25 protein-coding genes are annotated in these 25,733 nt (G+C 41.3%); 13 read left to right on the forward strand and 12 right to left on the reverse strand.

Annotated elements, in window-relative coordinates; translation table 11 throughout:
• The first annotated feature begins 383 nt into the window (after window positions 1–383).
• On the forward strand, window positions 384–1,457 hold the full coding sequence (locus J0654_RS11245) for a PA0069 family radical SAM protein (RefSeq protein WP_207028982.1): 1,074 nt from the start codon (window positions 384–386) through the stop codon (window positions 1,455–1,457).
• A gap of 685 nt (window positions 1,458–2,142) precedes the next feature.
• Here J0654_RS11245 and J0654_RS11250 read toward each other — a convergent pair.
• The 4 genes from J0654_RS11250 to J0654_RS11265 all read right to left on the reverse strand — a co-directional run bounded on the left by J0654_RS11250 (window position 2,143) and on the right by J0654_RS11265 (window position 5,513).
• Window positions 2,143–3,564 (reverse strand): Gfo/Idh/MocA family protein, encoded by a 1,422-nt coding sequence (locus J0654_RS11250; protein ID WP_207028984.1) that lies wholly within the window; start codon window positions 3,562–3,564, stop codon window positions 2,143–2,145.
• 63 nt (window positions 3,565–3,627) lie between these two features.
• A complete protein-coding gene (locus J0654_RS11255; RefSeq protein ID WP_207028986.1) occupies window positions 3,628–4,287 on the reverse strand; it encodes an HD domain-containing protein in 660 nt (219 codons plus the stop codon).
• Window positions 4,284–5,021 (reverse strand): lysophospholipid acyltransferase family protein, encoded by a 738-nt coding sequence (locus J0654_RS11260; RefSeq protein WP_207028990.1) that lies wholly within the window; start codon window positions 5,019–5,021, stop codon window positions 4,284–4,286. Before J0654_RS11260 ends, J0654_RS11255 begins: the two co-directional genes overlap by 4 nt.
• Before the next feature lie 81 nt (window positions 5,022–5,102).
• Window positions 5,103–5,513, reverse strand: coding sequence for a BrxA/BrxB family bacilliredoxin (locus J0654_RS11265; RefSeq protein ID WP_207028991.1), 411 nt, complete (start codon window positions 5,511–5,513; stop codon window positions 5,103–5,105).
• 121 nt (window positions 5,514–5,634) lie between these two features.
• On the opposite strand from J0654_RS11265, the gene J0654_RS11270 reads away from it, so the two are divergent.
• The 4 genes from J0654_RS11270 (at window position 5,635) to J0654_RS11285 (ending at window position 9,132) form a co-directional block, all read left to right on the forward strand.
• Window positions 5,635–6,372, forward strand: a complete 738-nt coding sequence (locus J0654_RS11270) for a TerB family tellurite resistance protein (RefSeq protein WP_207028993.1) — start codon at window positions 5,635–5,637, stop codon at window positions 6,370–6,372.
• 9 nt (window positions 6,373–6,381) lie between these two features.
• Entirely contained in the window at window positions 6,382–6,966 is a 585-nt protein-coding gene (locus tag J0654_RS11275) for a HupE/UreJ family protein (protein ID WP_207028995.1), read from the forward strand.
• An 84-nt stretch (window positions 6,967–7,050) separates the two neighbouring features.
• Window positions 7,051–7,488 (forward strand): deoxycytidylate deaminase, encoded by a 438-nt coding sequence (locus J0654_RS11280; protein WP_207028997.1) that lies wholly within the window; start codon window positions 7,051–7,053, stop codon window positions 7,486–7,488.
• A 15-nt stretch (window positions 7,489–7,503) separates the two neighbouring features.
• Window positions 7,504–9,132 (forward strand): S41 family peptidase, encoded by a 1,629-nt coding sequence (locus J0654_RS11285; RefSeq protein ID WP_207028999.1) that lies wholly within the window; start codon window positions 7,504–7,506, stop codon window positions 9,130–9,132.
• Between the two features lies 1 nt (window position 9,133).
• On the opposite strand, the gene J0654_RS11290 is transcribed toward J0654_RS11285, so the two are convergent.
• The gene (locus J0654_RS11290) at window positions 9,134–9,334 is read right to left on the reverse strand and encodes a hypothetical protein (protein ID WP_207029001.1); all 201 of its coding nucleotides are present in this window, start codon (window positions 9,332–9,334) and stop codon (window positions 9,134–9,136) included.
• A gap of 9 nt (window positions 9,335–9,343) precedes the next feature.
• The gene (locus J0654_RS11295) at window positions 9,344–9,928 is read right to left on the reverse strand and encodes a MarC family protein (protein ID WP_207029003.1); all 585 of its coding nucleotides are present in this window, start codon (window positions 9,926–9,928) and stop codon (window positions 9,344–9,346) included.
• A 120-nt stretch (window positions 9,929–10,048) separates the two neighbouring features.
• Between J0654_RS11295 and J0654_RS11300 the strand changes: the two genes are divergently transcribed.
• Window positions 10,049–10,621 (forward strand): DUF3109 family protein, encoded by a 573-nt coding sequence (locus J0654_RS11300; RefSeq protein WP_207029005.1) that lies wholly within the window; start codon window positions 10,049–10,051, stop codon window positions 10,619–10,621.
• Here J0654_RS11300 and J0654_RS11305 read toward each other — a convergent pair.
• From J0654_RS11305 to J0654_RS11320, 4 genes are all read right to left on the reverse strand, one after another.
• On the reverse strand, window positions 10,611–12,536 hold the full coding sequence (locus J0654_RS11305; RefSeq protein WP_237685964.1) for a tetratricopeptide repeat-containing sensor histidine kinase: 1,926 nt from the start codon (window positions 12,534–12,536) through the stop codon (window positions 10,611–10,613). The two genes, J0654_RS11300 and J0654_RS11305, sit on opposite strands and share 11 nt — an antisense overlap.
• A gap of 57 nt (window positions 12,537–12,593) precedes the next feature.
• On the reverse strand, window positions 12,594–13,328 hold the full coding sequence (locus J0654_RS11310; RefSeq protein WP_207029009.1) for a LytR/AlgR family response regulator transcription factor: 735 nt from the start codon (window positions 13,326–13,328) through the stop codon (window positions 12,594–12,596).
• 1,128 nt (window positions 13,329–14,456) lie between these two features.
• Complete coding sequence (locus J0654_RS11315) at window positions 14,457–15,110, reverse strand: gluconate 2-dehydrogenase subunit 3 family protein (protein WP_207029011.1); 654 nt, start codon at window positions 15,108–15,110, stop codon at window positions 14,457–14,459.
• Window positions 15,110–16,828: a GMC oxidoreductase gene (locus tag J0654_RS11320; protein ID WP_207029013.1), complete on the reverse strand. Its 1,719-nt coding sequence runs from the start codon at window positions 16,826–16,828 to the stop codon at window positions 15,110–15,112. The genes J0654_RS11315 and J0654_RS11320 overlap by 1 nt, the downstream gene beginning before the upstream one ends.
• Before the next feature lie 136 nt (window positions 16,829–16,964).
• On the opposite strand from J0654_RS11320, the gene J0654_RS11325 reads away from it, so the two are divergent.
• From J0654_RS11325 to J0654_RS11340, 4 genes are read left to right on the forward strand one after another with little or no spacing between them, the layout of a single operon-like run.
• Window positions 16,965–17,963, forward strand: coding sequence for a sugar phosphate isomerase/epimerase family protein (locus tag J0654_RS11325; protein ID WP_207029015.1), 999 nt, complete (start codon window positions 16,965–16,967; stop codon window positions 17,961–17,963).
• A 19-nt stretch (window positions 17,964–17,982) separates the two neighbouring features.
• Complete coding sequence (locus J0654_RS11330) at window positions 17,983–18,426, forward strand: DinB family protein (protein ID WP_207029017.1); 444 nt, start codon at window positions 17,983–17,985, stop codon at window positions 18,424–18,426.
• A gap of 20 nt (window positions 18,427–18,446) precedes the next feature.
• Window positions 18,447–19,676 (forward strand): nucleoside permease, encoded by a 1,230-nt coding sequence (locus tag J0654_RS11335; RefSeq protein ID WP_207029019.1) that lies wholly within the window; start codon window positions 18,447–18,449, stop codon window positions 19,674–19,676.
• 6 nt (window positions 19,677–19,682) lie between these two features.
• Window positions 19,683–20,819, forward strand: a complete 1,137-nt coding sequence (locus J0654_RS11340; protein ID WP_207029020.1) for a Gfo/Idh/MocA family protein — start codon at window positions 19,683–19,685, stop codon at window positions 20,817–20,819.
• Window positions 20,820–20,864: 45 nt separating this feature from the next.
• On the opposite strand, the gene J0654_RS11345 is transcribed toward J0654_RS11340, so the two are convergent.
• On the reverse strand, window positions 20,865–21,329 hold the full coding sequence (locus J0654_RS11345; protein WP_207029022.1) for an ASCH domain-containing protein: 465 nt from the start codon (window positions 21,327–21,329) through the stop codon (window positions 20,865–20,867).
• 9 nt (window positions 21,330–21,338) lie between these two features.
• Window positions 21,339–23,039 carry a GMC oxidoreductase gene (locus tag J0654_RS11350; RefSeq protein ID WP_207029024.1) on the reverse strand — a complete coding sequence of 567 codons (1,701 nt, stop codon included), beginning with the start codon at window positions 23,037–23,039 and terminating at the stop codon, window positions 21,339–21,341.
• Window positions 23,040–23,181: 142 nt separating this feature from the next.
• Between J0654_RS11350 and J0654_RS11355 the strand changes: the two genes are divergently transcribed.
• Genes J0654_RS11355 through J0654_RS11365 form a run of 3 tightly spaced genes read left to right on the forward strand, consistent with a single transcriptional unit; the run spans window position 23,182 to window position 25,731 of the window.
• The gene (locus tag J0654_RS11355; protein ID WP_207029026.1) at window positions 23,182–24,234 is read left to right on the forward strand and encodes a sugar phosphate isomerase/epimerase family protein; all 1,053 of its coding nucleotides are present in this window, start codon (window positions 23,182–23,184) and stop codon (window positions 24,232–24,234) included.
• Window positions 24,231–24,974 carry a 3-keto-disaccharide hydrolase gene (locus J0654_RS11360; protein ID WP_207029028.1) on the forward strand — a complete coding sequence of 248 codons (744 nt, stop codon included), beginning with the start codon at window positions 24,231–24,233 and terminating at the stop codon, window positions 24,972–24,974. The genes J0654_RS11355 and J0654_RS11360 overlap by 4 nt, the downstream gene beginning before the upstream one ends.
• A gap of 1 nt (window position 24,975) precedes the next feature.
• Window positions 24,976–25,731 carry a 3-keto-disaccharide hydrolase gene (locus J0654_RS11365; RefSeq protein WP_207029030.1) on the forward strand — a complete coding sequence of 252 codons (756 nt, stop codon included), beginning with the start codon at window positions 24,976–24,978 and terminating at the stop codon, window positions 25,729–25,731.
• The last annotated feature ends 2 nt before the right edge of the window (window positions 25,732–25,733 follow it).

Below are 25,733 nucleotides of genomic sequence, written 5' to 3' on the forward strand. Positions count from 1 at the left end.
TTTACTTCGTTCAGAATGACATCATCTTCTGTCTTTGTGGACATTTATGTGATTCGTGTCAACCTTTATTTCTGAAGTGTCATTTCGCGCGCAGTGGAGAAATCCCATAAACAGATTAACTTTCATCCTTGATGCCAAGGTATAGATTGTTCACTTCGTTCAGAATGACATCATCTTCTGTCTTTGTGGACATTTGTGTGATTCGTGTCATCCTTTACTACATGAATCATTTTGGTTGTTTGTTGTCCATTAATCCTTTGCCCTTTACCCTTTACCATCAACACCGCTCCTCAATGTCCCGACCGCACTCGATAGGACAGAGCCTATAGTTAATTGACAATGATAAACGGAATAAATCCATATATTTGGAATAAATCCATAAAATGTCGTTCAAAGAATTTTTGAAAGGAAGGGGCGCTCAACAAAATACGAGCAACAGGTTTTTAGAACATGTGTTCGAAACACGGGATGACTTTTTGGAATTCTGCAGGTTGGAAGGTGAAGAAGCGGAAAGCAACAAAACCAAATACATTCCTATTTTTCCAAAGACCATTGTGAACAAAGTCGATAGTCCGGATGTTGGAATGATGTATTCCATGAACCCCTACCAAGGCTGTGAACATGGCTGTATTTACTGCTATGCCAGAAATACCCACGAGTATTGGGGTTATAGCGCCGGTCTGGATTTTGAAAGAAGCATATTGGTCAAGAAATCGGCACCAGAACTTCTGGAGGCAAAGATCAAACACAAAAAATGGACGGCACAGACCATTGTTTTATCGGGGAACACCGATTGTTATCAGCCAGCGGAGCAAAAGCTTGGGATTACGCGCAAATGTCTCGAAGTGTTTTTAAAGTATAAACATCCCGTGGGCATCATTACAAAAAATTCCTTGGTATTAAGGGACCTTGATATTTTAAAAGAATTAAATAAACACCAATTGGTAGGTGTGAATGTTTCGGTGACCACATTATCGGAAAAAACAAGAAGGATACTGGAACCAAGAACTGCATCGATAGCTAAGCGTTTACAGACCATAAAAACACTCTCCGAAAACAACATCCCGGTCAACGCCATGTTGGCTCCCATTATTCCAGGAATTAATTCCCACGAACTATTACCACTGGCCAAAGCTGTCGCCGACCACGGTGCACTATCTTTTGGGCTCACGGTGGTAAGGCTCAACGGGGCCATAGGACAACTGTTTTCAGATTGGATAAAGAAGACCATGCCCGATAGAGCCGAAAAGGTACTCCATCAAATTCAGGATTGTCACGGAGGAACCGTAAATGATAGCCGTTTTGGTACTAGAACAAAAGGAGAAGGGAAAATCGCGGAGCAAATACACGAAATGGCTCAAATAGCCAAAAAACGATACTTTAAGGGGAAAAGCTTTCCGTCTTTAAACAGCCAACTCCATGAACAATACAAAAATGGTCAGCTAAAACTGTTTTAATATAATGGAGCAATGAGCAATGAAAATATGTCATTTCGAGCGCAGTCGAGAAATCCCATAAACAAATGAACCCTCACCCTTGCTGGCAAAGAGGAGATTCTTCACTCCGTTCAGAATGACATCATCTTCTGTAGTTGTAGGCATTTGTGTAATTCATGTCAACCTTTATTTCTGAAGTGCCATTTCGAGCGCAGTCGAGAAATCCCCTGAACAAATGAACCCTCACCCTTGATAGCAAGGTGGGGATTCTTCACTTCGTTCAGAATGATATCATCTTATGTGTTTGTGTGCATTTGTGTAATTCATGTCAACCTTTATTTCTGAAATGTCATTTCGAGCGCAGTCGAGAAATCCCATAAACAGATTAACTTTCATCCTTGATGCCAGGTCGAGATTCTTCACTTCGTTTAGAATGACATCATCTTCTGTGTTTGTGGGCATTTGTGTAATTCGTGCTAAACTTTATTTCTGAAGTGTCATTTCGAGCGAGTTTGCGACGAAAACTCCCATAAACAGATTAACTCTCTTCGTTGATGGCAAGGTGGGGATTCTTCACTTCGTTCAGAATGACATCATTTTCTGTCTTTGTGGGCATTTGCGTGATTCGTGTTTAGCCAAGCATTATAAAAACAAAAAATGACCCCCAAGCAGGGGCCATTTTCCAGTACTGTTATTTGTTGATCTATTACAGTTCCCAACCTTCGCGGTAATCTCTGGTTACCCAGTCGTTTGCCTTTTCGTAGTTGGTGATCTTCATATTGTCACCGTCCCAGAACAACTTTCTTCTTCCTGGAAAAGCATAAGGCGCCCAATCACCCACTTTTTTGCCTTCTTTCAATTCTTTGTATTGATAAGCTTTTACGGCGAGGTTACCCATGAGCACGGTCTCTGTCAATCTACCGGCTTTTTCAAAATTGGAAGAGGTTGGTGTACCATTTTGGCAACCATCCACAAAATTGGCAAAGTGACCTCCGATACCTCCTGGAACCCTTGGGTATTTTGGTTCTGGGGCGTTATAGAGGTCCATCATTTCTGAAGGCAACAATCTGGCATTTTGGGAATACGTATCACATACCAGGATTCCTTTGTCTCCATAAATTACGGTACCACCACCGGTGTCACCAATGGTTTCATCATCTTTGAGTTCGTCCGGCAGGTTGGGCTTTAATCCCCCATCGTACCAATTCAAGGCAATATCACCGTGTTCCTCATGCTCGAATTTCAAGTGTATTTTGGAAGAAGGTGGACAGGAATGGCTGTAATCTGCCTCCACAAAATCATCTACCCATACCGTTGTACAACTTGCCTCCGCCTCAGTGGGATATCCAAGATCCAATACACTAAATGGCGTTTCCATGATGTGGCATCCCATATCACCTAGAGCCCCGGTACCAAAATCCCAGAACCCTCTCCATTTAAAAGGAAGATACGCATCGTTATAATCTCTCATTTTTGCAGGGCCTAACCAAAGATCCCAATCCAATTCTCTTGGAATACGGTCTCGTTTTGTGGGCATGGGCACTCCTTGTGGCCAAACAGGACGGTTGGTCCAACAATCTATGGTATGTACGTTTCCAATTATGCCAGACTCTACCCATTCACGAGCTATTCGGCTACCATCGCTGGAGGCTCCCTGGTTCCCCATTTGGGTTACAATGCCATTTTCTCTAGCAGTTTTGGTCATTAACCGTGCCTCATAAATATTGTGTGTAAGGGGCTTTTCCACATAAGCATGCTTTTTTTCACGCATAAACGGTAAAGCTATGGTAGCGTGTGTATGGTCCGGCGTAGCCACGGCTATGGCATCAATGTCGTTCAGATGTTTGTCAAAAACCTTTCGAAAGTCCTTATATCGTTTTACATCCGGAAATTGTTCGTAGGTTTCTTGGGCACGACGGTCATCCACGTCGCAGAACGATACGAATTTCACTCTTCCAGTGTCGTTCAAGCCATTGATTACATTATTTCCCCTTCCTCCAACACCAAAAGCACCTACATACAAGGTGTCGCTTGGGGGAATATGGGTTTTGCCTAAAACATGACTGGGAACAATGGAAAAAGCAGCTGAAGCGGCTGCCGTATTCTTGATGAACTTTCTTCTTTGCATTTTGTTTAGTTTGATTTATGTGAATCCCTAAGATACAAAAAAGAGTAAGAGCACTGTTATGGACTATTCTTTGCCATTCCACTCTTTGTAAAACTGTTCCAGATACTTCAGCATGAACAGATGCCGTTCCTCGGCCAGTTTTTTTCCTGTTTCGGTGTTCATTTTATCCTTGAGCAGCAATAGCTTCTCATAAAAATGATTGATGGTGGGAGCAGTGGATTTTTTGTACTCCTCTTTGGTCATGTTTGGTTGTGGTGGAACAGCTGGATTGTAAAGTTCCCTGTTTTTAAAACCTCCGTAGTTAAAAGCTCTGGCAATTCCAATGGCTCCAATAGCATCCAAACGATCGGCATCTTGTACTATGTGAAGCTCCTTTGAGCTAAACCTTGTTCCATCTTTTTCCAAACTATTTTTAAAGGACATGTGCTTGATGATGTTGACTACGTGTTCGATGGTCTTCTCATCAACGGATTGGGATTCCAGAAAGTTTCTGGCCATTTTTGGTCCTATACGTTCATCCCCATTATGGAATTTTGGGTCGGCAATATCATGAAGCAATGCAGCCAATTGAACAATCAAGGAATCCCCCTTTTCATGTTTCAACAATAATTTGGAGGTATTGAAAACACGTTCAATATGGAACCAATCGTGACCCCCTTCCGCGTTTTTAAGTTCGCCCTTAACAAAATCAATGGTATGGTTTATCAATTGGTCCTCCTTCATAATTTGGCATCAACCCCAGAAACAATCTGTTTTTCAATTCGGGCTATGAGTTCATCGGCGTTTCCGCTGTTTTCAATGGGAGGATGTACATTGAAAGTAACATGTGACCCTAATCCCATCGGAAATTTACCATAACGCAATAACTTCCATGAGTTGTTTATACTTATGGGGACGATCAATGCAGAGGGTGCATTTTTCATCATCACTTTAAGTCCCGTAGTCCTAAAAGGTTTGGGAACTCCGTTCCTGCTGCGTGTGCCTTCGGGGAAAATAACGGCACTCCGGTTGTTCGCCTCAATATATTTCGCCAACTTTTGAAGTTCGGCGATGGATTGCTTCGGGTCCTTTCTGTCAATCAAAGCAGAACCGCCATGCCTTAAGTTGTACGATACACTTGGAATTCCCTTTCCCAATTCAATTTTGCTCACAAATTTGGGATGGTACTTTCGCATATACCATATAATCGGTGGTATATCGTACATGCTTTGGTGGTTGGTGACAATGATGAGCGGCCGATCGGTAGGGATATCTTGTTCGTTTTTAAAACGATATCGAGTTCCGAGCACATTGGTGCACCGCATAATGAACCAATTTAGTATGGAAACACTTTTTTTGTGCGCATTGTACCCGAATATTTTAAGGCAAACCCATTGAATGGGATGGAAAATGACCAGGACCAAACCAAACAACAAAAAGAAAATGATGGTGAGGGGGTACGATAACAGTTTTAGCACGGTTATATGTTTATTGATTGGCGTAAAAATAAAAAAACCACCCTTTAAGGGGTGGCCTTTCCATATCTTATTTACTTGAATTTAGCAAAATTCGTTGTAAGCTTCCATCAGGTTTTCTGCAATAAGTTCAGCAGGTCTTCCTTCAATATGGTGCCTTTCGATCATGTGAACCAATTCTCCGTCTTTGAACAAGGCCATGCTTGGGGAAGAGGGAGGGAATGGGACCATGTGGTTTCTGGCCGTTGTAACAGCTTCCATGTCCACACCGGCAAAAACAGTGACCAGGTTATCTGGTGTTTTACTATTTTGCAGGCTCAATTTGGCTGCTGGTCTTGCGTTGGCCGCTGCACAACCACAAACCGAATTTACCACCACCAAGGTGGTTCCGTCCTTTTTTAAGGCATTTTCAACTGCTTCACTTGTATGTAGTTCTTCAAACCCGGCTCCGGCCAAGTCTTCGCGCATAGGTTTTACCAATTCTTCTGGATACATAGACTTCTTTTTGATTTTGTTACAAAGATACAGTATTGTTGGGTTTTTTCATTACCCTTAACATTGCTTAAAGCTTTGTTTACCTATCAAACCCCTATCTTTGCGCTTTAATTTTTGAAGTATGATCAAGTGGATAGCCGCTTTTATCGGTTATTTTTTATTTCGATTTCCCGGTGCGGTTTTAGGATTTATCGTCGGGACTTTTTTGGATAATTTCGGAGGCTCTGGTAAAAAATCGGGATCCGTGTTCCAAGATTTCACAAAACAGACCGTTTCTCCGGCAGATTTTGAGTTGAACTTGTTATCGCTTTGTTCCGTTATCATAAAGGCAGATGGGCAAGTAAATCAGCGTGAGCTCGATTATGTACGCCAGTATTTTTTGAGCACATATGGAAAAGAAAGGGCGAATGCTATTTTTAGGACGTTCAACGAGGTTATAAAAAAGCGGGAGATATCCACGCAGCGCATATGTAATTTTATGGTGCAACGTACCAGATATGAGGTGAGGTTGCAAATGCTTCACTTTTTGTTCGGTATAGCACAGTCCGATGGTCAGGTAAGCAAAGCTGAAGTTCAAAAATTAAGGGAGATTGCCGGGTATTTTCGAATAAATGAACACGATTTTGAAAGTATCATGGCCATGTTCATTAAGTCGGTGGACAACTCTTACAAGATTTTGGAGATAGAAAGGACTGCTACGGATGAAGAGGTAAAGAAGGCCTACCGAAAAATGGCCAAAAAATACCATCCCGATCGTGTGGTCACTGAAAATGAAGCGATCAGAAATGGGGCCGAGGAAAAATTCAAAGAAGTGCAAAAGGCCTATGAAACCATACAAAAGGAAAGGGGATTATCTTAACCAATGGTTATGCAGGAGTTTTTATTTTATATCAAATTAGGTCTTGATCATGTTCTCGATTTTAGCGCTTATGATCATATTTTGTTCCTATCCGCCTTAACAGTTCCTTTTACATTTAGGAACTGGAAACGTGTATTGGTCTTGGCCACTATTTTTACCCTAGCCCATTGCACCTCCTTGGCATTATCCGTTTACGAGGTGGTTACCATGGATGTCGGTCTGATCGAGTTTTTGATTCCCGTCACCATCTTGCTCACTGCTCTTTTCAATTTTGCCTATGTGTACAAAGAGTCCTTGAACGTTGGTATTTTACTTCATATTTTGGCTACAGCTTTCTTTGGATTGATCCATGGTTTTGGTTTCTCCAACTATTTTAAGATGTTAATGGCCGAGGAAGAGGACAAGATTACACCCTTACTTGGTTTTGCAACCGGCATAGAGTTATCTCAAGTTACCATCATATTGATTGTTTTGGCTATTTCATACGTGATTTTGGAACTGTTCAAGGCAAAGCGCTGGATTTTTATTGCCATAGCATCAATTTTGATCATTGCCATTACAATACCCTTGCTGATTGCTACGTTCCCCTTGTAGGAACTACGTTAAATTTTATCGAATAAGGTTGTAAGGGTCTTTCAAAGCAGGTATATTTAATTAATTATCAGCGTTTTTGGATAAATGAAGGCGAGCAAACAAGAAAAATACGATAAAGCCTACTTGCGAATGGCCCAGGAATGGGGCAAACTATCTTATTGTAAAAGAAAACAGGTTGGTGCCATTATTGTAAAGGATAGAATGATCATATCCGATGGGTATAACGGAACTCCCACGGGATTTGAGAATATTTGTGAGGATGATGAGGGATTTACCAAATGGTATGTGCTCCATGCCGAGGCGAATGCCATTCTTAAAGTTGCTTCGTCCACACAATCTTGTGAAGGGGCTACATTGTACATTACATTATCCCCATGTAGGGAATGTAGCAAGCTTGTGCACCAAGCTGGCATAAAACGTGTGGTATACCTGAATGCGTACAAAGATGACTCTGGATTAAAATTTCTGGAAAGGGCAGGAGTGGAGATCGTGCATTTGCCCATTTTGGAAGAAATGGTTTAACACCATAATTGCTATATGAAAAAGATCAAAGGATATATTTGGCCAACACTTCTTGCTTTAGCGGTGGCACTCGGTATTTTTATTGGAGGCAAGCTCCATTTTAACGACTCACCTGAAAAGCTTTTTTCCACCAATTCCAAAAAAGACAAACTCAATCGGCTTATAGACTATATCGACTACGAATATGTGGATGATGTGGATACCGATAGCATTGTTGACGTCACCGTAAACAATATTCTTGGAAAACTAGACCCGCACTCCGTTTATATTCCCAAAGATGAAATGAAGGATGTAGCCGAAAGTATGAAAGGTGACTTTGCAGGTATAGGGGTGAGTTTTTATATGTTCAGGGATACCATTACGGTTATTAGAACCATCAAAAACGGGCCAAGTTACATCAGCGGGATAAAACCTGGGGACCGAATTCTAATGGCGGATAGGGACACCCTGTTCGGGAGAAGAATTTCCAACGATGATGTGGTCTCTACCCTTAAAGGTAAAATAGGTACCAAGGTAAATCTAAAGGTGTATAGAAAAACCGAGGATAAATTGATGGATATCCCCGTGGTTCGAGACCGGGTCCCGATCAGGAGCGTGGATGCCTATTATATGCTCACCAAGGATATAGGATACATCAAAATAAACAGATTTGCAGAGTCCACTTTTGATGAGTTCAAGGATGCCCTTAGAAAATTAAAGCTACGGGGCGCGAAAAAATTAACATTAGACCTTAGGGACAACCCGGGCGGCTATTTGGGAATTGCTGAAAAATTGGCCGATGAATTTTTGGGAGAGGATAAGTTGATCCTTTTTACCAAGAACAAAAAAGGCAGGATAAAAAAAGCATACGCAACCAAAAAAGGCGATTTTGAGGATAAGCCGGTATATGTATTGATCAACGAACGGTCTGCTTCGGCCAGTGAAATAATTGCGGGAGCCTTACAGGATAACGATATAGGGACCATAGTGGGAAGACGTTCCTTTGGAAAAGGATTGGTGCAACGGGAAATGGATTTGGGAGACGGTTCTGCGGTAAGGCTGACCGTATCCAGATATTACACCCCAACGGGTCGATCTATCCAAAAATCGTATAAGGACGGCAACCACGATTATTACAAAAGATTCATGGAACGCTATTCCAACGGCGAACTTACATCCGCCGATAGTATAAAAGTGGCGGACTCTTTAAGGTTTGTAACGCCCAAAGGGAAAGTGGTTTATGGCGGTGGCGGTATTATTCCCGATGTTTTTGTGCCAATCGGAAGCAACCAGGAAGAGGCCATAGAAAGTATGGAGGATACCTATCAATTTTTTGCAAGATTTGTTTTTGAACACTTGGAAGAAGATAGAACCTTATATGACGATTACACCCAAAACCAGTTTTTGGATGAATTTAGTGTGGATGATATTCTCTTTGACAATTTCATTCAATTTGTATTGGACAGAAAGATAAAATTGGATTTCTATGCCTACGAGGATAAAATAAAAGCATACTTAAAGGCCAACATCGCCGAACAATTGTATTCGCCCAATCTTTCTGCGCAGATCAAAGGAGACCACGACTCCATGCTTAAAAAGGTGAAAGCATTGGATAAAGCGGATATCGATCAATCCCAAATTGGCGCTGTAGAAATTAAACCTTGATCTATTTCTTCAGCTTTTTGTCGATTTTTTTGGAAGTCATAAAAATCAATGTCAACACAATAGCACATAAAGAGGCCAAAATACCGATCAAGGCAATAGTGCTGTCACCTTGAATTGGATTTTCAAAATCCACCAAGGTCACGTTGTAAGCAATAAGTGCCAACGCAAGAATAATTAAAACTATAGCAAAGGTCTTGTTCATATCTATGTGTTAAGCGGCGTGAGACAGTAGCTCATTTATATTGGTGGCAAATAGTTTTACGGCAATTGCCATAAGGATAACACCAAACACTTTTCGTATAATATTGAGTCCATTTTTTCCCAAAATCCGCTCAATTCGAGCACTGGACTTTAGTACGATATACACAAAGATAACGTTTATAATTATGGCCACTATAATGTTCTCCACATGATATTCTGCCCTAAGGGACAAAATAGAGGTCAAGGTACCTGCACCGGCAATAAGTGGAAATGCAATGGGTACGATAGAAGCGGTTTCCGGCTCATCATCCCTGTAAAGTGATATACCCAAAATCATTTCAATGGCCAGGAAAAATATGATGAAAGCACCGGCAACGGCAAACGAATTTACATCGATTCCTATTAAAGAAAGAATGCTTTCCCCAACAAACAAAAAGGCAATCATGATCGCGGTGGCCACAATCGAGGCCTTTTCAGATTGCACATGACCAACCTTGTTGCGCAGCGATAGAATAATAGGGATACTTCCCAAAATATCTATTACGGCAAACAATATCATTCCAGCGGTCGCTATTTCTTTAAAGTTAAAATTCATACCCTCATTTTTTTCGGACGGCAAATTTACGTGTAAAAAATACTTTTGGACCATATAGTATGTTTAGAAATCATCAATTTTTTGGTTTTGAATTACCTTTGCCAAAAAGTTGAGGTCTGTATGTTTCAAATAGGGAAAACCATTGTATCCGAAGAAATATTGGAAAACGATTTTGTATGCAATCTAAACGCCTGCAAGGGAGCTTGTTGTGTTGGAGGGGAGTATGGAGCACCGTTGGAAGATTCGGAAACCGATAAGCTGGTCGACATCTATCAAGATGTGAAACCTTTTTTACGCCCCGAAGGGATAGCGGCCATCGAGGAGCATGGAGTGTTCGTTAAAGGAGAAGATGGTGAGTGGGAAACCCCTTTGGTGAACAACAATGAATGTGCTTATGTGGTTTTTTCGGAAGATGGGATAGCCAAGTGCGGACTGGAGGCTGCCTATGAGGCAGGTGCCACCAAATGGAAAAAGCCAATTTCTTGCTATTTGTATCCGGTAAGAACCAGGGAGTACTCCGAATTTACAGCGGTAAACTATCATAAATGGGAGATTTGTGACCCGGCTTGTGCCTTGGGCGAGGAATTGAAGGTTCCTATTTACAAGTTTGTAAAAGATGCCTTGATCAAAAAGTTTGGAAAGTCTTGGTGCCAAGAACTGGAAGAAGTAGCAGCGGAGAATACTAAATCGTAGGGATATTTAAAACCACTTTGGTACCAATGGGGTTACCTTTGGTATCGAAAAGATCCAAAATATCCACATCAAACTTATTTTGGTAATCCTTGGCAAAATTGGCCAGTCGCTCCTTGGTAATGCGAATACCCAATGATTTTCTTTTGAGAACCCTATTTTCTTTATTGACCTCTGCCATGGTCCTCCCTATACCATTGTCCACAATTTCTATGCTCACGTGGCCCTTATCTTTGTTCTTTACATTGATCTGGATTTTCTTGTCACCCTCTTTTGGCGAGAGTCCGTGCCAAAGGGAGTTTTCCAAAAATGGCTGTAATGTTAGGGAGGGAATTTTGATATTGTCTATATTGATATCCTTGTCCACCTGTATTTTAAATTCTATTTCGTTCGAGAACCGTATATTTTCGATATTCATATAGAGTTCCATTGTTCCAAGTTCCTCGGATAAAGGAATTTCTTTTTGCGAAGAGGCCTCCAGAATTTTTCGAACCAACTTGGAAAACTTATTTAGATAATGTACTGCATTTTTTTGCTCATTATTTATAATGTACAGCTTTATGGAGTTTAATGAGTTGAACAAAAAGTGTGGGTTCATTTGACTTCGCAGCATCTTTTGTTCCAAGGTAAGAACCCTTTTTTCGTTTTTGTTCTGGTATTGACGATAAAGTATATAAAGAATGGAGGATATTAGCCCTACGATCAATGCACTCACCAATAGGGTTGTCTGTTGTTTCTTTAACCTTAAGCGAACAATCTCATTTTCTTTGGCGAGGACGGCAATTTGGCTGTTCTTCTTGTCGTTCTCGTACTTGATGATGATGTCGTTCATGTACCGAAGGTTGGTAGCACTGGAAATCTCCTTATCGATCTCATCGGCTTTTTTATAAAACTCATAAGCCTGTTTGTAATCACCTTTTGTATTTTCAAGGTCCGACATTTTCTCATAGGCATACAAAATGTTACTTGGAATATTTCGAGTTTGGGCCATTTGCAATCCTTCTTGAATAAAGTTCTCCGCCTCGTTATAATTGCCCAGTTTTGTATGCGCCCACCCTGTGTTGATATGAACAACAGAGGTTATGGAATAGTCACCGATTCTCTTGGATTCCTCAATAAGCGGTTCTAGCAGTACCAATGCCAGGTAGGGCATATCTTGTTTTAGATATATCTGGGCGAGGCTGTTCTTACAGATTACCCGACCAATGTCCGAATTTATTTCTTCGTTGTATGCCAGTGATTTCCGGTAATTTTCAAGGGCTGCTTCCAAATCCCCCTTTTCTTCCAAACAATGTCCAATATTTTGATGGTTGATGGCCAAGCCAAGTTTGTTTCCAAGTTCCTCTTCAAGTTTTAACGCTCTTTCAAATTGTAAGATGGCCAAATCATATTGTTCCAAGGCTTGATACAGGTTCCCGATACCGTTTAAAGCTACATTGATGCTTCTTTTGATATGGTTTGAAGGGTTTTCAACCTGCTCGGCCAATTCCAATGCTTTTTGATTGTAGTCCAAAGCCGTTTTAATTGCATCTGTGCGCCTGTACACAACACCGAGCATATTTAGGCTAAGAACCCTGAATTCGGTGTTATTGGCTTCCTGGGAAGCAGCGAGGGCCTGTCCATGAAGTTCCGCGGCCTTTTCATATTGTGAAATGTTTCTATAATTCATTCCCAAATGGTTCAGCGCATATGCCTCACCCTCCAAATAATTGGCCTCCCTACTTAAATTGGCAAAATATCGCAACAGCGTGGTGTCTCTTTTTTCAGGATAGAGTTCTTTATCCAGTGACTCATAGGTCTTAGGTCTCAGTTGAACAAGTGTTTCAACTTTTTCTTGAAATTCTTTAGGAATGTCTTGTGCCCTTAACGAACCAAAAAGGAAAAATAACAGTAGGGCGAGCAGCGCAATTGTTCGCATTCGATGTAGGCTTTCGATTTGTTGGAACTTTGTTATAGGCACTGGAACATTATGGATTTAAAGCATATCCAAAAAATCGGATTTTTTTTGCCGGGAAACAGGAATTTTATGATTGGATTCCAAAACCACATAACCGTCGGTTTTTAGGAATTCCTTTATTTTGTTGAGATTGATGATGTAAGAATTATGTATTCTAAAGAAGCTGCTCTCGGGCAAAAGTGCATTTACTTCCTTTAGTTTTTTGGTAAGGAGTATTTTTTGGCCATCGGCAAGGAAGATTGTACTGTAATTACCGTCCGATTCTGCATATAGGATATCGTCACTATTCAAGAAAACCAACTTTCCGTCTGTGTTGATGGTGATTTTTTTGCTTTTGGATTCTGCATTAAAATTCAACAGAATCTTCTCCAATCGCTCTACAGTAAGGTTTTTGGCATTGTACCTTTTTATTTTGGCAATTGTTTCCTCGAGGTCATCCGTATCAATTGGCTTTAAAAGGTAGTCGATGGCCTCATTTTTTAATGCTTGTAATGCGTACTGGTTATAGGCAGTGGTAATTACCACAGGGAAATCCTTGTTCTTAAGGTTTTTAATGAACTGGAACCCATCCATAGCTGGCATCTCTATATCCAAAAACAAACAATCTGGGGTGTTTTGCTCAAGATAGTTCAAAGCTTCGCCCGCATCGGTGAACGATGCAACAATATCCACTTCATCACTCAAATTGGTAAGTTCCCAACTTAAGCTTTGAAGCGCCTTTATTTCGTCGTCAACTATTACTGCTTCTAGCATAATATAGAATAGGTAATATCAAATTTAGGATTATTCTTTACATAGTAATAAAATTATGTGTTAATGGATATTTAGCGCGTATAACTGGTACAAAAAATTAAACCAAGTGAAAAAGCCGTTTATTCTCAGTACTTAAACCCAAGATTGTAAGAAAACACTAGCATTTTCTAAAAAACCAAACACCAACTATACACAAAAAGCAACAATTTATACATAGACCCAACACGAGAGGTTTTTTGTTGTCTATATTCGAACGTCGATATTTAAAGGACAATTTGAATTAATCTGATTATGAAAAAATGTGCGGTGTTGTTTCTGATTTTAGTAGTGGCATTGATCTTTGCGGCTATTTCAGAAAAGAATGATGCGGAATTAGTTTCGGATTTGAATGAGGTTGCTGCACGAAAATAATCTTGTAGCCAACCAAACATCGTATTTGCTCTTAGAAATTTTGTATTACCAAATAATGGTACGGCCACAGCAACCAATCTTTTGATTGTATTAACCGCTTGCACGATTAAATCTTCAGTTGGGTCAAATCCATTTGATTTTAGGTTTCGGGGGAACTACCTAGAGCAAAAAAGGATTTATCAAGGCCATAATTGAAGAGGCCGTACTCTTTGGTAATATTTGGCCAATGGCCAGTTCATCATAAAAGAAAGACCAAGTTAGTATGTGGTGATACTTCTTGGTCTTTTTATTTGTACCATTTGTTTACATACTTGCCCTGTACGTTGTCTTCTATCCTAGATGTCAACATTTTATGTTAAAAACTTTATGTGGTTTTAAGGGGGTCAAACTTTAAAATTTGATCACATTTTTAAATATTTGCCTAGCTAACTTTTGGATTGAGATTTATAGGATTCTACCTTCCCGATCTATAAAAAGCAGAAACAATTTTTTGAAAAGAATCGAAAAGATAGCTGTATATTATTTAAGCTGTTGCTTAATGTGTGTGTAGTTCAATTTGTACTGAAAATTCAGTACGTGTGATAGTGTTTATTGATTTAATACCTCGGAGAAGTTCACCCCACTTTGGAACATTCCGGGGTATTTTTATAAAATTAAAGACATAAAAAAAACCTCCAGTTCTGGAGGTTTTTATTTTTAGTTGTGCAAAGACAATATTTATAACGACCAAGCTTTTCCACCGGTCAATGTCTCGAGGTCCCCACAGGGAACGTACTCCCCGGGAATGGGCAAATAAGCCAATACTTCCTCACCGACATATTCTGAGTTTTTGTAGGCCCAAGTGGCCAGATCCCTCAAATCGTTGGCAAAGGAGAAACGGGCGATTTCATCGTCCAATACGGCCTCGCCACCTTGCATAATGGCCTGCATATAGCTCATGATGGCCTCGGAATGTGCCTCTTCTTCTTCATCGGTACGTTTCTTGAGATATGTTTGCAAGGCTGGCTCAATGTCCGCTGCCTCAATATCCATTAATGTTTCCTTACCTGAATCCGCAAGTACCTTATCGTAGAATTTGTTCATTTTCATGACGACAAAATCCCTTTGGTCCAAGGGCATTACTTCATCCAGATAAGCATCGATGAATACATGTACATTCACTTCGGTTGCAGAAGGGGTATCTGTTTTAGGAAGGATCACGTCCAATGTCTGTGCCATGGCATATCCCTGTTCCTTGTCAAGGAAACTAGGAGTCCATTCGGCATAGGCTGGCTTGTTTTTACAGCTCTGCAATAACGATAATAAGGTCGGTGTGGCCACGGCATATCCAAAGGCCAATCCCATATTTTTAAGTGCTGATCTTCTTTCCATTATATATTTCCTTTTTTAAGTTCTTGGGCGGCGTGGTTGGCGGCCCTTGCAGTAAATGCCATATAGGTCAACGATGGGTTTACGCAACTTGCGGAAGCCATGAAGGCACCATCGGTAACATATACGTTTTCACATCCGTGTACTTGGTTGTTGCCATTTACAACGGAAGTTTTTGGGTCTAGTCCCATACGCGCAGTACCCATTTCGTGGATACCCAGTCCAAGTGCATAAGGAGCATCAAAAGCCATAACATCCTTAGCTCCGGCTTTTTCTAGCATTTGAACAGCTTGTTCCTGCATGTCCTTGCGCATGTTATATTCATTTTCCCTGATTTCGGCATCGAAAGTTACAGTAGGTAGGCCCCATTGGTCCTTTTTGTCGTAATCCAAGGTCATTTTGTTTTCATGATAAGGAAGTGTCTCACCGAAAGCATTGATGCTCATGTTCCATCCTCCTGGTGTCATCATGGCATCTTTATAGGCTTTTCCGTAAGCAGCTTCAGCAACCATTTCTTCATAATTGCCCCTACTGGCACCACCTTGGTAACCATATCCGCGGATAAAGTCTTTCATGTTGGAGTCACCGCCAAGGTTCCTAAATCTTGGGATATATACTCCATTAGGTTTTCTACCCTTGTAATATTTGTCTTCGTATCCTTCAAACTTACCTCTCGCACCTACCAAGAAGTGGTGATCCATTACGTTGTGTCCCAATTCTCCGGAATCGTTACCTAATCCATTAGGGAATCTGTCCGATTTGGATTGCATCAATATGGAAGTTGAGGCAATGGCTGAGGCACAAAGGAAAATCACTTTGGCCTTGAACTCAAATTCTTCTTTGGTTTCCCTATCGATTACCTTGACACCTGTAGCTTTTTTGGTATTAGGGTCATAAATGACTTCATGAACTATGGAATCTGGTCTTAGCGTCATATTACCTGTAGCCTCTGCTACTGGCAGTGTGGATGATACGCTGCTAAAGTATGCTCCGAAAGGACATCCTCTGATACAGCGGTTCCTGAATTGACAGCGCACTCGGCCATCACCTTCAAATTGCTTGTCACTATTAATATGCGCAACTCGACCAGCTGTAATTACACGACCGTTAAAATGTTCGGCAACTTTCCCCCTTACATGGTCTTCTACACAGTTAAGCTCCATCATGGGCTCAAATTGTCCGTCGGGTAGTTGTGGCAAACCTAAATTTTCACCGGAAACTCCAATGAAACTTTCAACCTTATCGTACCAAGGGGCTATATCTTTATAGCGTACTGGCCAATCTACGGCAATTCCATCATTTTTGTTTGCAGAAAAATCAATATCGCTCCAACGGTAACTATGTCTTCCCCACATAATGGAACGTCCACCAACATGGTAACCTCTCATCCAATCAAACCTTTTGGTTTCATTGTAAGGGTGTTCCAAATCGTTTACGAACCAATGTTTGGAAGCTGCTCCAGTGGTATAACCGGTTCTGGATTGTTTCTCTTGTTTTTTAACGTCTTCTCGGGTTGCTCTTCCCGCATGAGGAAAATCCCATGGATCTTTGTTGGCTGTTGGGTAATCTTCACGGTGTTTTACCATGGGTCCACGTTCCAAGACCAAGGTCTTGAGACCGTTTTCGCACAATTCTTTGGCAGCCCAACCACCGCTGATACCCGTACCTACCACGATGGCATCATAGGATTCCTGCTCCTGATTGTAATAAAATTTACTCATTTATTCGGATTGTTTATTTGCTAAATGTATTAATTATTAAATTAATTTTCTACATTTAATCCCTATGTTTATTGAGAATTCAGCACTATAACGTTGTAGTTTTTGGATTCCGCACTAAATTAACTAACGCAATAATATGAACAGAAGTAGATTAACACAAAAAAGTATTGTTACACTCATTGCAGTGGCTTTATTCGGATTTTATTCCTGTAAACAGAACCCAAAAAAGGAAACAACCGAAGAAACAACAACTGAAGCGGTAGCGGCAGAAGAAACCAAACCGGACATTAAGCTCTCTTTGGCACAATGGTCTATCCACAAAATGATTTTTGAAGAAGGCGTAGATCCTTACACTTTTGCAGAAAAAGCTAGTAAATGGGGATTTGAAGGTCTTGAGTATGTGAGTGCCCTCTATTATAAGGAATTGCAAGCAGCAAACTTTTCTGAAGAGGCCATGAACAATTGGGTGGAAAAAAGCAAGGCCGAAAGTGAAAAATACGGTCTAACAAATGTTTTGATCATGGTTGATGGGCAAGGAGATATTGCCGTTCCCGATGAAGCTGCAAGAACAGAGGCAGTGGAAAACCATTATAAATGGGTAGATGCAGCTGCAGCCTTGGGTTGCAGTTCTATTCGTGTTAACCTGAACGGAAGTATGGAGCCAGAAGTTTGGATGCCGGCATCTGTGGCAGGATTAAAACAATTGGCGACCTATGCTAAGGACAAGAATGTAAATATCATTGTAGAAAATCACGGAGGCCCTTCTTCCAATGCGCAGATGTTGGCCGAGGTAATGGAAAAAGTAGGAATGGACAATTGTGGCACCTTGCCCGATTTTGGCAATTTCTGTATCAAAAGGGAAGAGGGTGATTACTATTCATCCAAATGCTTGGAGGAATATGATCGCTACAAGGGAACCGAGGAGTTGATGCCGTACGCCAAAGGTGTTAGTGCAAAATCCTACAGCTTTGATGAAGAAGGAAATGAAACCAGAGTGGATTACCCAAAAATTATGGATATAGTTTTGGATTCTGGATATGAAGGTTTTGTAGGTGTCGAATATGAAGGCTCGGAACTGAGTGAAGAGGAAGGAATTCTGGCCACCAAAAAGCTTTTGGAAAGAATACTGGAATAATCCAAGTTAAAATGGGCCGATGAAGGGATTTTTGCAACAACTCTTCGATTACAATTATTACTGTAATAAAAAAATCATGCAACAATGCAGTGGTCTGGACCATGTTCCGGGCAACTGCATTAGACTTTTTAGTCACATGCTCAATGCCCATCATATTTGGAACCATAGAATTTTGGGTACGCCCACGGAGTTTGGTGTTTGGGACAAACACAATATTGATCAATGGGAAGATATCCATTACGAAAACCAACGTACATCTTTTGAAATTGTTTCCAATACGGATACTTTTGAAAAACGAGTGGAGTATACAAACAGTGAGGGAAAGAATTATTCAAGTGTGCTAAAGGATATACTTTTTCATATAGTTAATCATTCCACTCATCACAGAGGACAGATTATGATGGAATTGAGGAACTCTGGAGTTGAGCCAAAACCTTTGGATTACATACATTACAAACGATAACTACTAACTAAATACTTAACATGAATATTAAAACCAAATTTCAACTGTCCTTTATGATGTTCCTGGAATTTTTTATCTGGGGCGGTTGGTTTGTTACCTTGGGGACTTTTCTGGGTAACAATCTTGAAGCTACGGCAGGACAATCATCAATGGCATTTTCAACACAGTCGTGGGGGGCAATTATTGCACCCTTTATTATTGGATTGATAGCCGACAGATATTTTAATGCTGAACGAATCTTGGGTGTGCTGCACTTGATAGGTGCATTTTTAATGTACCAAATGTATCAATCAACAGATTTTGTGGCCTTCTATCCGTATGTGTTGGGTTACATGATCTTGTATATGCCTACATTGGCTCTGGTCAACTCCATTTCTTTTAATCAAATGAAAGACCCGGCAAAGGAGTTTTCCAACATTCGGGTTTTTGGTACCATCGGGTGGATTATTGCTGGATTGGTGATAAGTTATCTGTTTGTCTGGGACTCACCAGAGGCCTTGGAAGCGGGATTGCTTAAAAATACATTTTTGATGGCAGGGATTGCCTCGGCAATTTTGGGGGTTTTCAGTTTTACATTGCCAAAGACCCCTCCAAAAGTGGACAAAAGTGAAAAAGTTGCCATTTCGGATGTGTTGGGCTTGGACGCCCTTAAACTATTGAAGGATAAAAACTTCTTGGTTTTCTTTATTTCTTCGGTTTTGATCTGCATACCATTGGCTTTCTATTATCAGAATGCCAATCCGTTCTTAGCTGAAATAGGACTTCCCAATCCAACGGGCAAAATGGCTATCGGTCAAGTATCGGAAGCATTGTTTATTCTTGCACTGCCATTCTTTTTTACCAAATTCGGATTCAAAAAAACCATTTTGGTGGGAATGTTGGCTTGGACAGTACGTTACGTATTGTTCGCTTATGGTAATGCGGACGAACTATCCTTTATGTTGATCATTGGTATCGCATTGCACGGAATCTGCTACGATTTCTTCTTTGTTTCCGGACAGATCTATACGGACACAAAAGCAGGGGAAAAGTACAAAAGTGCCGCACAGGGACTGATTACTTTGGCAACTTATGGTGTTGGTATGCTTATCGGTTTCTGGATTGCAGGACAAATAACAGATTCGCTAACAATGGATGATGGAGCACATGCATGGGAAACCATTTGGATGTATCCTGCAGGATTTGCAGCGGTAGTATTCGTGTTGTTCGCATTAATATTTAAAAACGAAAAAGTAGAATATAAATCATAAAGAAAAATGCCTAAAAAGATTAGACTTGGAATTCTTGGAGGAGGAGGCGATTCTCTTATTGGGGTGTTGCACAGAGTGGCCTCTTTCATTAATGACAATTATGAAATCGTAGGAGCTGTATTCAACCCTAATTTTGAGGACAACATGCAGTTTGCCAAGGAAATAGACATTCCCACAAATAGAATTTACAAAGATTTTGATACGCTTGTCGAGGAAGAAATGAAGTTGCCCGAAGATGAACGTATCCAAGTTTGCTCAATCCTTACACCAAACTTTCTTCACTTTCCAATGGCGAAAAAGTTATTGGAGAACGGTTTCAACGTCATCTGCGAAAAACCGATGACCACAACATATGAGGAGGCCAAAGTGTTGCAGGAAACCTTGGAAAAAGCGGGAACCGTATTCGCCGTAACCCACACCTATACAGGTTACCCCATGGTTAGGCAAATGCGTGAAATGATAAAAGAAGGTGTTATTGGCAAAGTTCATAAAGTTGATGCGCAATACTATCAAGGCTGGATGAATCCGATTATCCACGACAAGGAAAAGCGTGGCACCGTTTGGAGATTGGACCCTAAAAAAGCGGGAATAAGTTCTTGCATGGGAGATATTGGTGTCCATGCATTCAATATGGTCGAGTACACAACTGGGTTGCAGGTACAGTCCCTATTATGCGACTTTAATTATCTCTATGATGACAACCAGATGGATATGGACGGCACGGCCCTTATCCGTATGGACAAGAACGTTAAAGGCGTAATTAGGGCCAGTCAAGTGGCAACAGGGGAAGAAAACAACCTGTCCATTGCTATTTACGGTCAAAAAGGAGGATTAAAATGGGAACAGGAAAACCCTAATTATTTATACAAATTGAACGATCCCGAACCATTACAGGTATATAAACCAGGACACGAATACAATTCCAAATTGTCTTTGGACGGTACAAAATTACCGCCAGGACACCCAGAAGGTATATTTGATGCCATGGCCAACATTTACCTAGGGGTTGCCAAGGCTATCCGCAAAGAGGAATACAACAGCGGGGAATTCCCAACCATGAAAGATGGGGTTAGGGGCCTCAATTTTATTGAGAATACCGTAGCTTCCCATAAACAAGGTAATATTTGGGTAGACATGGATTAATAGGAAACCCAAAAAACAGGAATGATGGCTGCCTACTGGCGGCCATTATTTTTTGTAGAGCATCTCAAACTCCTCAAAAACCACGATCATACTTTCCTTGGGAGTTTTGCCAAACTCCGCAAGTTCTCGGGTATAGTAATCCCAATGTGTTTTTTTCCAATGATCAAGGCTTTTATCGCCCTCACCTTCTAAACGCGCATGCTCCTCACGAATGCTGAAATAGGGCAGCAGTTTTACCCTGGTCGTTCGGATGATGCATTTAGCATTTCCATTCCAATCGGTGACCACATGGAAATCTCCAATTTTGGGCAAGGCCTCATTACGTAGTTGCAGCCCTTGCAAAGAGTGGCTGGTAGCTCTTTTGGTTTCTTTGCATATCAAATCGGCACATAAATCGGCATCTTTTTCATTATCACAAAAATGAATGACCTTGGGCGCATCTTCGGAAGCAAACTCTAAATGGGCATCCAAAAAATCGCCCCACAGATTTCGGGCAGAAGCATTTTCCATAAGCAGGTTTTAAGAAAATTTATGTTGTTTGAATTGTTCAGCGGCATGATTTGCTGCCCTTGCGGTAAAGGCCATATAGGTTAGAGATGGATTTACGCAACTGGCAGAGGTCATAAAAGCACCATCGGTTACATAAACATTGGGAACCGAGTGCAATTGATTGTGCTTGTTCAATACGGAAGTTTTTGGGTCGTGTCCCATGCGTGCACCTCCCATTTCGTGTATGCCAAGTCCAGGGCCCGTCTCGGTATCGTATGTATGGACATCTGTAAAACCAGCAGCTTTTAGCATGGCAGCAGCTTCCTCTTTTATGGCTTCACGCATTTTATATTCGTTTTCCTTGAACTCGACATCAAAATCCAATTGTGGAAGTCCCCATTGATCTTTTTTGTCCTTGCTCAAGGTAACCCGATTATCATGATGCGGCAACATTTCGCCAAAACCGGTCATGCCTATTTCCCATCCACCAGGTTTTAAAATCGCCTCTTTATAGGCGGCCCCATGTCCAAGTTCAGCAACCGTTTCGGACCAACTGCCCCTACTTGCCCCGCCTTGAAAGCCAAAACCACGTAAAAAATCCGTTCGCTTTGTTTTCTCATCAAGGTTGACAAATCTCGGAATGTAAAAACCGTTCGGTCTTCTTCCTTTATAGTATTTGTCCAAATGCCCATTAACTTTGGCAGAAGCCCCTAATTGATAGTGATGGTCCATGATGTTCCGCCCCAATTGATCGTGATTGTTTCCCATACCATTGGGGAACTCCTTCGATTTGGATTGTAATAAGATCCCAACAGAGGCCATTGCCGAAGCACAGAGAAATACAATTTTGCTTTTATATGCTATTTTTTCATGGGTCTCGGCATCGATTATGTTTACCCCGGCTGCTTTTTTACTATTTTCATCATAAGAGATTTCATAAACGATGGAGTTTGGCCTTAATGTCATATTTCCGGTTCGTTCCGCAGCGGGAAGGGTAGAGGAGTTACTGCTAAAATAGCCTCCAAAGGGGCATCCTCTCCAACAACGATTACGATATTGGCAAGGTCCGCGACCTTCAATATCCGTTGTGTTTTCAGTAATATGGGCTACTCTTCCAATGGTGAGCAAACGCCCATCCTTAAAATTTCCTAAGGACGCCTGTAAATCTTTTTCAACACAATTCAACTCCATAGGCGGCTGAAACTTACCATCGGGCAGTTGTTTAAGTCCTAAAGCTTGACCGCTAACACCAATATAGGATTCCACTTTGTCGTACCACGGAGCTATATCTTTATAGCGAACAGGCCAATCCACTGCAATGCCTTCTTTCTTGTTGGCTTCAAAATCAAGGTCGCTCCATCGGTAACTTTGACGCCCCCAGGTTAAGGATCGCCCACCAACTTGGTAGCCTCGAATCCAATCAAATCGTTTGGTTTCTTGATACGGATGTTCCAAATCGTTTACAAAAAAGTGCTTTACATCATCTTTTGGAGCCCATCCCACTCTGAGTTGCTTATGGTATTTTTCTTTGTCATCTCGGGTAAGTTCCCCTTTAAAAGGATAATCCCAAGGGTCGTCGTTCATGGTTTTGTAGTCTTCAACATGCTTTACCATGGGACCGCGTTCCAATACTAGAACGTTGAGGCCATTTTCGCATAGTTCCTTGGCTGCCCAACCACCACTTATTCCTGTACCTACAACAATAGCATCATAAACTTTGGTTTCAATCACTTTAATGTTGTTTTAATTGTTAATGAATCCCTATATTTATCTCTTACCACATGAGACTTAAAAATAGCATAGTTTTTTTCTTAAATATAGAAGATAAATCCCAATTTATTTGGGATTTCCTAATTCCTAAAAATTAAATTCAATGAAAACAATAAAAGGACCAGCAGTATTCCTAGCACAATTTGTGGACAGTGAGCCTCCGTTCAATTCTTTGGATGGAATATGTAAATGGGCCGCTGATTTGGGCTATAAGGGTATCCAGATTCCAACAACGGAATCGTTCCTGATAGATTTGGACAAAGCTGCAGAAAGTCAAGATTACTGCGACGAACTAAAAGGGAAAATCAATTCGTACGGTTTGGAGATTACCGAACTGTCCACGCACTTACAAGGCCAATTGGTAGCGGTGCATCCGGCTTACGATATTATGTTCGATAATTTTGCGCCAGATGCTTTAAAAGGAAAACCGAAAGAACGGACCAAATGGGCAGTGGACCAAGTAAAAAAGGCGGCTACGGCCAGTCGAAGATTAGGTCTAAAGGCACATGCAACCTTCTCCGGTTCACTTTTGTGGCATACTATGCACCCTTGGCCGCAAAGGCCGGACGGTTTAGTGGAAATGGGTTTTGAGGAGCTGGCAAAAAGATGGATGCCCATCCTTGATCATTTTGATGAAGAAGGTGTGGATGTCTGTTACGAGATTCACCCAGGGGAAGACCTTCACGATGGAGATACTTTTGAACGTTTCTTGGAAGCAACAGGAAACCACAAAAGGGTCAACATTTTGTACGATCCAAGTCACTTTGTATTACAGCAATTGGATTACATCGAATACATCGATTTTTATCATGAGTTCATCAAATCGTTCCATGTAAAGGATTCTGAATTTAACCCAACAGGAAAAAAAGGTGCCTTTGGAGGATATAACGATTGGGGAGACAGGGCTGGAAGATACCGTTCCCTTGGAGATGGACAAATCGATTTCAAGACCATTTTCTCAAAATTGACCCAATACGGTTGCGATGTTTGGGCCGTAATGGAATGGGAATGCTGCATAAAAAGTCCAGAACAAGGGGCAAGGGAAGGGGCCAAATTTATCAAGGACCACATTATAGAGGCAACCACAAAGACCTTTGATGACTTTGCTGGCGGAGATATAGATGAACAAAAACTTAAAAATATATTGGGACTATGAGAAAATCAATATGGTTTGTAGCACTTGCTCTTGTTTTTGCCTGTAAGGATAAACCAAAAGAAAGCCAGGAGGAAATGGAAGAGACAGTTGAGGCAACAAAGGAAAAAGAATCCGATTGGGTCACGTTATTCGACGGAACAAGCTTTGATGGTTGGCACATGTACAATGGTGGTGAAGTAACCGAGCCATGGAAGTTGGAAGATGGGGCAATGGTGCTTTACCCACCGGAGGAAAGACCAGAGGGCGCCAATTATAATTTGGTGACCGACCAAGAGTTTACCGATTTTGTGCTTACCATGGATTGGAAGATTGCCGAAGGTGGCAACAGTGGTTTCTTTTGGGGAGTAAAAGAAGATGAGAAATATGGAGAACCCTACCTTACCGGACCAGAAATACAGGTATTGGATGATGAGAGACATCCAGATGCACAGAATGGTACCGATCGCTTGGCCGGTGCTTTGTACGATATGGTCTCTCCGTCGGAAAATGTAGTTAAGCCAGCAGGAGAATGGAACTCAGTTGAGTTAATGATAAATCATAAAACCAATGAAGGCCACGTAATTTTGAATGGTGTAAAGATAGTAGAGTTCCCGGTTCAAGGACCAGAATGGGAAGAGTTGGTCGCCAATTCAAAATTTGCAGATTGGGAAGATTTTGCCGCTTTTAAAACAGGTAAAATAGGACTACAAGATCATGGGAACATGGTAGCCTTCAGAAATATTAAAATTAAAGCATTGTAGTATGTCAAGATTAACAAACAGACTATTGGTTTTGTCCCTACTTGTTGCCGGATTTATCACCGCACAAGAGGTAGAACCGACAACCCCCGAGGAAACGGAATTTTATAAGCCCGTTCCCCCTAAAGTTACCCCAGGGGAAAATGGAGCCCCTCCCAGTGATGCCATTGTACTTTTTGATGGCACCTCTTTGGATAAATGGATAAGTTCCCGAGATAGTACTGCGGCAAAATGGATTTTAAATGAAGATGGGAGCATGACCGTAAATGATAGGACCGGCGATATTCAGACTAAACAAAATTTTGGAAGTGTACAGCTTCACATTGAGTGGAAATCGCCCGCTGAAGTGCAGCGTGATGGTCAAAACCGGGGCAATAGCGGAGTGTTTTTAAACAACCTTTATGAGGTCCAGGTATTGGACAACAACGACAACGACACCTATGTAAACGGGCAAGTAGGCTCCATTTACAAACAACATGTGCCCTTGGCAATGGCTTCGGTGCCCACTGGTGAATGGAACACTTACGATATTATCTACCATGCACCCGAGTTCGAAAAGGGCCAAAAAGTGAAATCCGGTACGTTGACGGTGATCCACAATGGCGTTTTGATTCAGGATCATGTGGAGATCAAGGGAACCACTCCATATATCGGATGGCCCAAAAACCCACCACATGGTAAGGGACCGTTAAGACTTCAGGACCACGGCGATAACAGCAGGGTAAGTTATAGGAATATTTGGGTAAGGGAGCTGGATTAGCT

The sequence above is a fragment of the Flagellimonas profundi genome (assembly GCF_017313275.1).
Lineage (GTDB): Bacteria > Bacteroidota > Bacteroidia > Flavobacteriales > Flavobacteriaceae > Flagellimonas > Flagellimonas profundi.

What these genes read in the sequence shown, in the direction of transcription:
- J0654_RS11245 (WP_207028982.1), top strand. Translation starts at nt 384, where the DNA reads ATGTCGTTCAAAGAATTTTTGAAAGGAAGGGGCGCTCAACAAAATACG.
- J0654_RS11250 (WP_207028984.1), bottom strand. Translation starts at nt 3,564, where the DNA reads ATGCAAAGAAGAAAGTTCATCAAGAATACGGCAGCCGCTTCAGCTGCT.
- J0654_RS11255 (WP_207028986.1), bottom strand. Translation starts at nt 4,287, where the DNA reads ATGAAGGAGGACCAATTGATAAACCATACCATTGATTTTGTTAAGGGC.
- J0654_RS11265 (WP_207028991.1), bottom strand. Translation starts at nt 5,513, where the DNA reads ATGTATCCAGAAGAATTGGTAAAACCTATGCGCGAAGACTTGGCCGGA.
- J0654_RS11270 (WP_207028993.1), top strand. Translation starts at nt 5,635, where the DNA reads ATGATCAAGTGGATAGCCGCTTTTATCGGTTATTTTTTATTTCGATTT.
- J0654_RS11275 (WP_207028995.1), top strand. Translation starts at nt 6,382, where the DNA reads ATGCAGGAGTTTTTATTTTATATCAAATTAGGTCTTGATCATGTTCTC.
- J0654_RS11280 (WP_207028997.1), top strand. Translation starts at nt 7,051, where the DNA reads ATGAAGGCGAGCAAACAAGAAAAATACGATAAAGCCTACTTGCGAATG.
- J0654_RS11285 (WP_207028999.1), top strand. Translation starts at nt 7,504, where the DNA reads ATGAAAAAGATCAAAGGATATATTTGGCCAACACTTCTTGCTTTAGCG.
- J0654_RS11290 (WP_207029001.1), bottom strand. Translation starts at nt 9,334, where the DNA reads ATGAACAAGACCTTTGCTATAGTTTTAATTATTCTTGCGTTGGCACTT.
- J0654_RS11295 (WP_207029003.1), bottom strand. Translation starts at nt 9,928, where the DNA reads ATGAATTTTAACTTTAAAGAAATAGCGACCGCTGGAATGATATTGTTT.
- J0654_RS11300 (WP_207029005.1), top strand. Translation starts at nt 10,049, where the DNA reads ATGTTTCAAATAGGGAAAACCATTGTATCCGAAGAAATATTGGAAAAC.
- J0654_RS11305 (WP_237685964.1), bottom strand. Translation starts at nt 12,536, where the DNA reads ATGCGAACAATTGCGCTGCTCGCCCTACTGTTATTTTTCCTTTTTGGT.
- J0654_RS11310 (WP_207029009.1), bottom strand. Translation starts at nt 13,328, where the DNA reads ATGCTAGAAGCAGTAATAGTTGACGACGAAATAAAGGCGCTTCAAAGC.
- J0654_RS11315 (WP_207029011.1), bottom strand. Translation starts at nt 15,110, where the DNA reads ATGGAAAGAAGATCAGCACTTAAAAATATGGGATTGGCCTTTGGATAT.
- J0654_RS11320 (WP_207029013.1), bottom strand. Translation starts at nt 16,828, where the DNA reads ATGAGTAAATTTTATTACAATCAGGAGCAGGAATCCTATGATGCCATC.
- J0654_RS11325 (WP_207029015.1), top strand. Translation starts at nt 16,965, where the DNA reads ATGAACAGAAGTAGATTAACACAAAAAAGTATTGTTACACTCATTGCA.
- J0654_RS11330 (WP_207029017.1), top strand. Translation starts at nt 17,983, where the DNA reads ATGAAGGGATTTTTGCAACAACTCTTCGATTACAATTATTACTGTAAT.
- J0654_RS11335 (WP_207029019.1), top strand. Translation starts at nt 18,447, where the DNA reads ATGAATATTAAAACCAAATTTCAACTGTCCTTTATGATGTTCCTGGAA.
- J0654_RS11340 (WP_207029020.1), top strand. Translation starts at nt 19,683, where the DNA reads ATGCCTAAAAAGATTAGACTTGGAATTCTTGGAGGAGGAGGCGATTCT.
- J0654_RS11345 (WP_207029022.1), bottom strand. Translation starts at nt 21,329, where the DNA reads ATGGAAAATGCTTCTGCCCGAAATCTGTGGGGCGATTTTTTGGATGCC.
- J0654_RS11355 (WP_207029026.1), top strand. Translation starts at nt 23,182, where the DNA reads ATGAAAACAATAAAAGGACCAGCAGTATTCCTAGCACAATTTGTGGAC.
- J0654_RS11360 (WP_207029028.1), top strand. Translation starts at nt 24,231, where the DNA reads ATGAGAAAATCAATATGGTTTGTAGCACTTGCTCTTGTTTTTGCCTGT.
- J0654_RS11365 (WP_207029030.1), top strand. Translation starts at nt 24,976, where the DNA reads ATGTCAAGATTAACAAACAGACTATTGGTTTTGTCCCTACTTGTTGCC.